This window comes from Mesorhizobium sp. WSM4983 (assembly GCF_029625765.1).
GTDB lineage: Bacteria > Pseudomonadota > Alphaproteobacteria > Rhizobiales > Rhizobiaceae > Mesorhizobium.
Map to the genome: position 1 here is coordinate 23,500 of NZ_JARTVM010000017.1, position 10,377 is coordinate 33,876.

Below are 10,377 nucleotides of genomic sequence, written 5' to 3' on the forward strand. Positions count from 1 at the left end.
TCCGGTGAGAGTGTCAGGTGAGATAGTTCAACAGGCTCAGTTGCTGCAGTCGCGCGGTCAAGGCGAAGGACGTTTCGATATGCTGCGTCAGGTCGGCCACGCGGGTGGCGGCCTCCGAGGGATCGACGCCTTCGAGGTCGATGATGTGCTTCTCGAACAGATCGACCTGGGTCTTCATGCGATCGCTGGCGTCGGACACGCGCTTCTGGGCGAGGCCGGCTTCGGACTGCACCTGAACGATGCCGCCGATGGCCTCGCCGACCAGCTTTTGCGCGCGACTGACGATCGTATTCTGCCCGGCCTCGCTGATGTTGCCGGCAAAGAGCGTGCCGACCATGGCGGCTGCCATGGCGAGCTTGCGGATGCCTTGCTCGTTGGCGCTGACCGATGTCTGCGTGGTCTCGTTCAATGAAATGCGGCTGGTGATCTGGTCGTCGGTGGCGTTCGACCAGTTGGCCTGCCAGCCGGAGCCCAGGAACTGCGGCTCGACCGCGGTGGTGATGAAGTCGTCCATCTGGGCGGCGGTGATGTTGGCGGCCGCGGGGTCGTTCTGGGTGAAGCCGAAATAGCTGGTGAAGGCGGCGTCGAACGCCGCCTTGGCGGGCGAGCCGGCGGCGCTGAAGTCGTCGATCGGCTTGACGTCGGTGTTGGTCCCGGCAAACAGGTATTCGCCGTTGACGCTGGTGTTGAGGATGCCCGTCATCTGCTGCAGCGCCGTGGCGCCGGCGGTCTGGGTGATGCTGGTCGAGGAGTCGCCCGATACGGCGCTGGTCAGCGCCGTCAGGAGATCCTGCGCGACATCGGAGAGCTGACCCAGCGAATCCTGTGTCGAAGTCAGACGCGCGGCGACCAGCGAGTTCGAATCGACGATGCCGTTCAACCGGTCGAGATCGCGCTGGAAGGTGACGGCCTGTGTCGTGCGCCCGCCGAGCGCCAGGCCGACATCCGCTACCTTGCCGGTCTGGGATTCGGTGGTCGCCTTGATGAGCTCGGCCTGCATGCGCATCTGCTGATAGCGCAGGGCGTTGGAGATGGCGGCTGAGGAGACGGCTGTCGCTTTCATGGACTATCCCACCGCGCCCAACAAGGCGTCCAGCATGTCGTCGACGGTCTTCATCATGCGCGCCGACGCCTGATAGGTATGCTCGAGGTCGAGAAGCAGGGACATTTCCTGGTCGACATTGACGCCGGTATCGTTCGACAGCGCTTCGGCGGTGCGAGTGGACAGCGCTTCCTTCGCGTCGGCGTTGGTCGACGCCTGCTGGCGCACGCCTTCGAACCAGCCGATGGTGTTGGCCGCGTAATCCGAGACGCCGGAGCTGACCGTGATGCTGGCGGAGGTGTCGAAGGCCATCGGCTGGTCGAGCCTGTTGCCGTAGGCGATCAGCAGGTCAGAATAGGAGGCGCCGCCGCCGGTGTTGGAAACATAGGCCGCGCCGTTGGCGCCGCCGTCGCGCAGCAGCGCCGCGCTGCCGCCGGCGCTCGGGTCAAACGCGGCGTTGACGCTGATCGAGCCGGCGAGGCCGTCGACCAGGGTGCCGGCAGCGGGAATAGCCGGCGCGCCGGACCAGGTGAACAGGCCTGCGGCGTTGGGCTGAGACGGCGCGGTCTCGGCAAATGCCGTGATCAGGCCGCGCGCGATCTCGTCGAGCTGGCTCTGCATGGTCGCGGCAACGCCGTCGCGCAGCTTCAGCATGCCGGCAAGCTTGCCGTCGGCGCTGGTATTGTCGCCGGTGCCTGCAGAAAGCGGCACATTGTCGATATAGATCGTGTTGCCGGGCGTGCCAGCGGTGTAGCCGGCCGAGGGCGTGAAGGTCACCGACCGCGGCACCGTCTCGAACAGCGTCGTGCCGTCCTTGGTGGTGATGACCATGTCGTTGTCGCCGCGCGTGAAGGTCGAGACCGGGACATATTCGGCGATCTTCTTGAGAAGCGCGTCCCGCTGGTCGAGCGCGTCCGACACATCCGTGCCGGAGCGCGTGCCGGCGATGACGGCCTTGTTGGCGTCCTGGAACTGGCTGAGCAGCGAGTTGAGGTCGTCGACGGCGGTGGCGATCTGGCCGTCCGTCTGGGTGCGGAAATCCTGGATCGCCGTGGTGCCGTCGTTCAGCGAGCTCACCACCTGCTTGGCTGCGTCGATGACGCTGGCGCCGAGATTCTGGTTCGACGGCGTGGTGGCGTAGAGCTGCAGCGCCTGCTGCAGATTGCCGATCGCGGTCGACGCAGACGACGCATTGTCGACACCATTAACCGATAGGTCGAGCTGATCCATGCCGCTGTAAAGCGCGCTCTGGCCGCTCCATGCCGACAGCGCGGAAAGGTTCTGCCGGAACAGAAGATCATTGGCGGCGCGCTGTATCTCCACCGATCGCGCGCCGGGCGCCGTGCTGGTGACGACGGCGACGCGACGGGCATAGTCCGGGTTGGACGCGTCGGCCACATTGCGCGACACGACGCTGGTTTGCTTGGATGTGGCCAGGAGCGCCGACTGGGCGATGCTTAATGCGGTGGAAAGCGACATGCGGGTCTTTCACGGGCTGGCGCCCGATGGGGTTATCTCTTCAGGTTGACCAGGACGTCCATCAGGTCGGAACCGGTCTGGAAGACCTTCGAGTTGGCGGTGTAGCTGCGCTGCGCCGCAATCATGTTGGTCAGTTCCTCGGCGATATCGACATTGGAATTTTCGAGCGCGCCCGAGACAACCGAGCCAAGCTTTCCTTCATTGGCAAAGCCGATGCGAACAGCGCCTGAGTCCGCGCTCTGCACATAGACGTTGCCCGGCATCGCGGTGAGGTTGTCGGGGCTCTGAACGTCGGCCAGCGGGATCTTGTAGAGCGGCTTGGTGGAGCCATCCTCGAATTGGGCGTAGATGACGCCGTCCTGACTGATCTGGATCTTTTCGATCGTGCTCGGCGCATTGCCGTTGACGTTGGCGTCGGAGACCGTGAAGCCGGTTCCGAGCTGCGTCAGCTTGGAGAGGTCGAGGTTGAGAGCCGAACCGTTCGGCACCGTGAAGGACACGCCGGTGGTCGCGCCGGTGAGCTTGCCGGTGGTGGTGTCGAAGGTGAGATTGGCCGAACCCAGCGCGCCGCCCGCATAGGGGAACGACGTGCCGGCCGTGGCCTTCGACTGATCGAACACCGAGACCTGCCAGGTGCCGGTGCCGGTGTTGGTGAAATAGACGTCGAGCAACACCTTGTTGCCGAGATTGTCGTAGGCGACCAGCGACGATTTCGACGTGTATTGTGACGAGGTGCTGTTGTCGGTGGGTAGGTTGCCGGCGGTGACAGCGGTGGCGCCAGCCGGCAGGTTGCCGGTGAATGTCCCTTCCGTGCTCGGCGTCGCCGTCATCTCCTGATCGGAAATCTGCACCGGCACGAGGCCTTCGAAGCCGTTGGCGGTGGCGGCCGGATCGCCATTGGCGTAGCTGTAGGCCATCAGCTGGTAGCCGGCGGCGTTGACGAGGCGTCCTTGAGCGTCCGGAACGAAGGCGCCGGCGCGGGTGAGATAGGGCGTTCCGCTCGGGTCCTGCACGACGAAGAAGCCGTCGCCGTTGACGGCTAGGTCGGAGACCGAAGTGGTGTATTGCAGAACACCCTGCGAGCTGACGGCCGAGCGGATCGTCGTCGTGACGCCACCCGAATTATAGGCGCCGCCGGTGCTGGGCATGATCAGCGTCGAGAATTCGGCGGAGGAGCGCTTGTAGCCGGTGGTGTCGGAATTCGCGATGTTGTCGGCCACCGTGGACAAGCGGTTGGCCTGGGCGTTCATACCGGAGACGCCGGTGCGCATCATTCCGTAGAGGCTCATCGATACATCTCCTCGGTGCCTTTCTGAGAGGCTACAAAACTAAGCCTCGTGTCTTGCGCGAGGCTGGCGCGGGATGTGCCGGCGACGACCATCAAAACACTAGCCGGTAGCCGAGGAACCTCTTGGAATCGATCGGGTCGTGGCCGAGCTTCTCACGCAATTTCTTGCGCAGCTTCGAGATGTGGCTCTCCACCACGTTCTCCTCGACCTCCTCGTCGAAGATGCCGTAGATGGCGTTGAACACCTGCGTCTTGGTCACGCGCCGGCCGCGATTGCTGGCCAAATACTCCAGGATGCGCCGCTCGCGACGCGGCAGCGGCAGCGGCTCGCCGTCGATCTCCGGGTCGCGCCCATCCATGAAGATGCGCATCGAGCCGACCTCGGTGTAGGCGGCCTCTTCGCGGGCGCGGCGGCGGATGGCGGTGATGCGGGCGAGGATCTCGCGGATGTGCACGGGCTTGCGGACGACGTCGTCGACGCCGCTCTCGAAGAGCCTGAGCGTGTGTTCCAGCGAGTGCTGTTCACTGAGCGCGATCACCGGCGCCCCGGTGCGGTCGCGGATCTGGCGCGGCGAGATGGCGCCCTCGCGGCAGTCGCCGATAAGGAAAGCCCTGACCGATCTTAAATCCGTGTCGGCGGCAGAGTTCACCCACTCGCCGAACTCGCCTGGCGCGAAGCCGGCGGTGGCGACGCCCTCGCGATCGAAAAGTGAGCTGTAGCCCTCAGTTACGAGCTCGCGCTCATCAACGATCACGATCATCGGCCCACCCTCCGAATCATCTCATTTGCCCCGTGCGGAAAGCGGTATCCGGTGCGGTGAATCCTGAAAAACCGTCATTTCTTGTAGCTATTTTCTTGGGAGTTTTTTTGGGAGCCGTAATAAAGCCGGCCGTGAAGGGTCTATTCGCGGTACTGGATGGAGGGCGATGCCGGCGGCGCTGTGAACCCCATTGCGGCAGACCAAAGGCACAAGGTTTGGCAACTATTGGTTGCAGAACGCGCTGGCGTTCGGCGTCCATTTGCCGAAGCCGGTGGCGACCATGTTGGCGATGACGCGGCAGACATAGACCTTCTGCGCCGGGTCGTTGTCGGGGCCGGCATGATAGCGGGCGACGGCCATCGACCAAGTCATGTGGCGGGCGTGGAGGCTCGCCAGGAAGCGCGCGGCGTAGTCGACGTTCTGGTGCGGGTCTAGCATGTCCTCGACGCTGCGGAACTGCGCGCCATGATAGCGATGATTGATCTGCATGCAGCCGAGATCGATCAGCGTCTTGCCCTCGCGGCGGGCATTCTCGAACGTCGCCAGCGCTTCGCCCCTGCTGCGCGGAAAAACAGCCTTTCCTTCTACATTCAAAGCGTTGGGCTGAAGGCTGCCCTTCTTTCCCGTTTCGGTCAGGCCGACCGCGTAAAGGATACCGGCCGGCACGCCATAGCGATCGGCGGCGCGCAGGATTTCCGGCTCGCAAGGATTGGGCGCGGCTTTGGCGACGGCCGCGGCGAGACTAGATATAGATATCGTCGCCAGCGCGCTCGCGAAGAGGCGAAGCAGCGCGGCCGAATTCCTGTGCGCCATTGCCGTTGTTCCTTCCCGGTTGCCGATCGCCGCCGGCGCTGTTGCCGCCCGAGTTCCCGGGCTGGAACGAAGGCTGTTCGCGGCCCGTGGACATCGGCGGCGCGCCGCTCGCTTCGACGCGACCGGCCGAATGGACCGCTATCGAGGGTTGCATGATGGTGACGCGATCGACGTCGAAACCAAGACTGCGGAGCGACTTGACGATGGCGTCGCTGTCGGCGGTCAGACGGCGGTACGCCTCGTGCGTTTCCGGCTTCATCTCGATCGAAAGCTGCTCTCCGGACAGACGCAGGCTGGCGGTGACCGTGCCGAGGTCAGCCGGGTGGAGCTCGATCTTCAGAACATGTGTCGAAACGGCAACAGAGTTGGTCGCGTGCGAGCTGATCGGGGCGCTCGAGTAGGCCTGCTGAACCCCGATGTCAGAGGCGATCGCCTCAGCCAGCGCCGATACCGTCTGGCCGAAGGCGTTTTGGGCCGGCGCGGGGAAGCTCTGCTGGCTGACCACATCCATGCGCGCGGCGGCAGAGGATGGCTTAGCTTGATTGTTAGATGCGAGGGCTTGCGCCGTTTGCGCGGTCTTCTGGGCGGCCGCCGGACGCCAGCCTTGCGGCGTCGTTGCGTCGGTTGCGGCTCCTTGCGTTCCAGACAGGATGTCGTCCTTGCGGATCGACATGTCCGGGCCCTGACCAGCGCCGGCCGGTTTCTGTCCGAAATCGGGCCCGGGCTTCTCGGTCGCCATCGTCGCGCGACCGGATCGCGGCAATGGCTCGCTGCGTTCGGAAGCGTCGGCCAACATGCGTTTGCCTTGACGGATCGCCAGCTGCGAAGACGCGGCCTGGCCGATCGAGGGCTGGGTTCCTGCCTCTCCCTCGACAGAAGATCCACCGCGCTCGGCATTTGTCGAGGTTGCGAAGTGGCGGATATCGCCCAGCGCCATCAGCAAGGGCAAACCGTCCTGAAGCGGAGCGCTATCTGACGATTGCGCCGCCGCATCGGCATCGTCCGTGGCCTTTGCATGGCCAGCCTCGGCGCCATTCTTCGCGCCCTTTCCGGCCGCTGGCTTCGGCGCGGCAGTCTTGTTCTGGCCATCCTCATCGGGTCGTGGCTTGGGCGAACCGGCGAGGGCGCGCCGCTCCGGCTGCGCATGGGAAGACACAGGTTCGGCGGGATGCTTTGCTTGCCGCGCCGATTTTTCGGCGCCATGCACCATCTCGCCAAAATTCGAGCCGTTTTCCTTGCCGTCGGCAGGATGCTGCCGCGATTGGACGTGGGCGGATGCAAGTCCCGGCGTGGCCTGGCTCACGCTGTTCATTTGGGCGCTGGTCATTTGGGAGCGGCTCCGAGTAGCTGGTCGATCTGGTCGAGCTGGCGGCGCGCTTTGAGCATCGCGGCATCGGTGGGATCGTGCGGATCGAGGCTTGCTGCGGCCGCCGGCGTGGATGCAGGCAGCACGGATGGCGTTTCGGGCTGCGCAGGAGCGGGGGCTTGAGCCTCGGCCGCGGCCTGAGCCGTCGTCGGCGGAGCCGGCGGCGCGGACGTTGCGGCCGGCGCGTCCGCTAGCTTGACCGGGGCCGGCTGCTCGGCCATCGCGCCCTCCACCGGTGGCAACCCTTCGGCGTCGGCCTGGCTCGCAGCCTCGGTTTCAGCGGGTTTCGCGGCATCGCTCTTTGCCGGACCTGCGGCCTCCGTCTCATTCATGGCGGCCGCACGCACGGGAGCGACGACCTCGCCGGCAACGGCTTGTGCCGCATCGAGCAAAGCGCGGTCGCTCTCCGAAAGCTTGCCGCGATCGATCTTGCCGAGCCTCGCGCGCACATCGTCGATCGTGGCCGATGTCACCGTGGAGAGGCTCGAATAGAGCACGGCGCGGGGGTCGTCCTGATTGCCTTTGCCGTTGCGGCCCTGCTCGGCCCGGGCCGAGGCGAAGGCGGAGAGGTCGCTCAGCCCGTCGATCGCGGCGCGGCGCGCGATGCGCAGATAAATCACCTTCTCGCGCTCGGGATCCATCATCGAGGTGATGTCTGCGAGCTTGTGTTGGCTGATCGACATGTGCAGCGCAATCACACCGGAGACGAAGGAATCGGCGAACTGGCTGGCATAGGGGGAATAGAGATAGCCGGCGACATATTGCGTCGAGGCAAGCGCGAAGCGCGCGGCGTCGCCTTGTGTCGCTGCGAGGCCGACCGAGCGGCGAAGCGCTGCCTCCTCGACCAATGTGCCAGGGCTGAGCAGGCGGGCCTCGTCAAGCAGCGTCAGCGCCGTTGCGGGTTCATCGGCCGCAAGCAGCGAGCCCTTGACCAACGCCAGGAAGGCGCCGAGGTCGGCGGGCACGCTCATCGGGTCGATCGGCTTCAGGATTTCGATTGCCGCGGCCGGCCTGCCGTTGAGATAGGCGACGACCCCTTTGGCGATGGCGAGGCTTTGCGGGTCGGTCGCCGCGCGCGAAGCTGCCGCCTCGACTGTGACGGGATTGCCGCCGCTCATGCCATAGACGAGCAGAGCGCGGAAATTCTTCGGGTCCTTGAAATCGCCGGCATCGGCGGCGCGAAGCCTCGCATCGGTCATTTCCAGCAGCTTGGCCTGCATCGGCAGCGCCGCATGATCGCCTCCGGCAATGCGGTCCTGGACCAACTGCAGCGAGCGCACCAGCTGGTAAGGCTGCAGGCCGTCATCCTGTGCAAAAGCGGCAGCGGGCGATCCTGCGGCGAGCAGCAGCAGCCCGACTGCGCGGCCGATGGCGGTCCTGACCCTCATCCGCCGGTCGCCATCAGGATCTCGATGCGGCGGTTGGCGGCGGCCAGCGGATCGGACGCGATCTTGGGCTGGCGGTCGGCGAAGCCCGCGACCTCGGTGATGCGGCTTTCGTCGACGCCGCCGCGCACCAGCATGTAATAGGCGGAGTGGGCGCGGGCGGTGGACAGCCGCCAGTTGTCGTAGGCGCCGCTGCGGAACGGCCGCGCATCGGTATGGCCGCCGATGGTGATGGTGCCCTTCTTCTCGTTGATGATGCGGCCGATCTTCTCCATCGCCAGCACCATCTCGCGGCGCGGCACGGCCGAGCCGATCTCGAACATGCCGAAGTCGAGCTGATCGGTGATCGAGATGACGACGCCCTTGTCGGTTGCCTCGACGGAGACGCCCTCGGCCAGCTTTTCACCGGGCGCAAAGGCCTTGGCCAGTTCCTCCTTGATTTCGGCGGCCCCCTTGAGGGCGGCGCTGCTCGGGACCTTCTTTCCCTTGTCGGAGGCTTCCTCCGGCTCCGCCTTTGCCGGCTCGGCCGTCGCCGCTTCGCCCCCTCCGGCTCCCGGCATCGCAGCATCGGTCGCAGCGGCCGCCGCCTTTTCGGCTTCTGCCTTTTCAGCTTGGGCTTTCTCGCCCTTGATCGCCTTGCCTTCGGCCTTCCCGACTTTCGTGTCGCCGTCCGATCCGGCGACCACCTTGGCACCGGGTTTTTCCGGTGTGGCCAGCGGCTCGAGCGGCGCATCCAACTGCGGCGGTGCCGGCGGAACGGCCTTGACTTTCGGAACATCGGTCTCGGCGACCTTCTCGCCGGGCCTGGCCGGATCGCCTTCGATCCTCCTGCGTTCGGCGCTGGCCTCGGCGCCGGGTGTCGCAACCTGCTGCGACCAGAAGTCCGGCGCGAAAGGATCGCGATAGGATTCGCCGCCGGAAGCGCCGGTCGCCGGACCGGCGTTCTGAGCGCCGCCTTCACCCTTGGCGCTGACATTCTGCATCACGCCGGTATCGGTAGCGATCTCCGACAGCACGGCATAGGGATCGGCAAACAAATGCTCGTCAGAGAGATCGGATTTCTGCGAGGCCTCCTTCGTCTGCCTGCGGTCGGAGGAGCCGGCGCCGCCCTTGCCGTCCTCGCCGGCCTTGCTCGCGCCATCCTGCGGATTGTCGGCGGTGAGGCCAACCTTGCTCGGGCCGTCGCCAAGGTCTTCCAGGCCCTTGCGGCTGGAATTGCGATCGATCAGCTCGACCGGGTTGAAATAGCTGGCGACCGCCGCCTTGGTCTGCTCGTTGGCGGCGTTGATCAGCCACATGACGAGAAAGAAGCACATCATGGCGGTCATGAAGTCGGCAAAGGCGATCTTCCAGACGCCGCCATGATGGCCGTCGTCATGACCGTCGTGGTTCCGCTTGACGATGATGATCTCGTGCCTGGCCTCGCCGTGGTCGATGGCGCTCATGATAGGACCTCCGACAGGGAAGCCGACCATTCGGCGATGCGCGTCTCGAAGACGGTTTCATCGATGGTCACGGTCAGGTCGAAGCCGGCGGCCTCGGTGAAATCGAGATTGGCCGCGCGATCTCCAAGTGACGCCTTCAGCGGCTCGAACAGCGACAGCGGCCCGCGCACGCCGATACGCACCGCCTCACTGTCGGCAATCGCGGCGCTTAGGATACGGGCAAGAGCTTCGATCGAGCGCTTCTGCAGATCATCGCTGACCACGCCGCCGATGATGCGGGCGACGGTGGCGGCGGTGAGCTCGGCCACGCGCGCTTCCATGGCATCGATCCGTGTCGCGACCGCCGCCCCCAGATCGCCGCCGAAGCTTTTGAGGAACGCCTTTGCCGCATCGTCATTGGCCTGGCGTTCGGCCTCGAGGGCCGCCTCGTGGGCGGCCGCGAGCCGCGCCCCGAGTGCTGCTTCCGCATCGGCCACCGCCTCGGCGATCAGCGCGCCGATGTCGGCCTGCGGTGGCGATATGTCTGGCTTGCGCTCGATGTCAGGCGCTGACGGTGCCTGGCCGGCGCGCGGGGCGCGCGAACCGAAATCGGGCAGGAGATCGAAAAGGGCCGCCGAAGCCATGGCTTAACCCGCGGCTTCCGGGGCGGCCGCCCATTTGCGCAGGATCTGGGCGGTGCGTTCCTCGTTGAGGTCGACCATGCGTGCTAGCCGTTCCTGCGGCGCAGGCCTGATCTTCTGGCGCAGGTCGTCGAGCGGAGTGGCGCCCCGCCCGGCCCCCCCCCCCCCCCCGCCCCCC

Annotated in this window: 9 protein-coding genes; all 9 read right to left on the reverse strand. The window is 65.7% G+C overall.

Annotated features, from left to right (window positions below; all coding sequences use genetic code 11):
* Positions 1-13: 13 nt before the first annotated feature.
* On the reverse strand, positions 14-1,063 hold the full coding sequence (locus tag P9254_RS27980) for a flagellar hook-associated family protein (protein ID WP_278054688.1): 1,050 nt from the start codon (positions 1,061-1,063) through the stop codon (positions 14-16).
* 3 nt (positions 1,064-1,066) lie between these two features.
* A complete protein-coding gene (gene flgK / locus P9254_RS27985; protein WP_278054687.1) occupies positions 1,067-2,521 on the reverse strand; it encodes a flagellar hook-associated protein FlgK in 1,455 nt (484 codons plus the stop codon).
* A gap of 32 nt (positions 2,522-2,553) precedes the next feature.
* Positions 2,554-3,810, reverse strand: a complete 1,257-nt coding sequence (locus P9254_RS27990) for a flagellar hook protein FlgE (protein WP_278054685.1) — start codon at positions 3,808-3,810, stop codon at positions 2,554-2,556.
* 91 nt (positions 3,811-3,901) lie between these two features.
* Entirely contained in the window at positions 3,902-4,570 is a 669-nt protein-coding gene (locus tag P9254_RS27995; RefSeq protein WP_067002421.1) for a response regulator transcription factor, read from the reverse strand.
* Between the two features lie 222 nt (positions 4,571-4,792).
* The gene (locus P9254_RS28000) at positions 4,793-5,383 is read right to left on the reverse strand and encodes a transglycosylase SLT domain-containing protein (protein ID WP_278054683.1); all 591 of its coding nucleotides are present in this window, start codon (positions 5,381-5,383) and stop codon (positions 4,793-4,795) included.
* The gene (gene fliK / locus P9254_RS28005) at positions 5,313-6,593 is read right to left on the reverse strand and encodes a flagellar hook-length control protein FliK (RefSeq protein WP_278054681.1); all 1,281 of its coding nucleotides are present in this window, start codon (positions 6,591-6,593) and stop codon (positions 5,313-5,315) included. Before fliK ends, P9254_RS28000 begins: the two co-directional genes overlap by 71 nt.
* Before the next feature lie 113 nt (positions 6,594-6,706).
* Positions 6,707-8,137, reverse strand: coding sequence for a chemotaxis protein MotC (locus P9254_RS28010; RefSeq protein ID WP_278054680.1), 1,431 nt, complete (start codon positions 8,135-8,137; stop codon positions 6,707-6,709).
* Entirely contained in the window at positions 8,134-9,579 is a 1,446-nt protein-coding gene (locus P9254_RS28015; protein ID WP_278054679.1) for a MotB family protein, read from the reverse strand. Before P9254_RS28015 ends, P9254_RS28010 begins: the two co-directional genes overlap by 4 nt.
* The gene (locus tag P9254_RS28020) at positions 9,576-10,202 is read right to left on the reverse strand and encodes a hypothetical protein (protein ID WP_067326057.1); all 627 of its coding nucleotides are present in this window, start codon (positions 10,200-10,202) and stop codon (positions 9,576-9,578) included. Before P9254_RS28020 ends, P9254_RS28015 begins: the two co-directional genes overlap by 4 nt.
* Positions 10,203-10,377 lie beyond the last annotated feature (175 nt).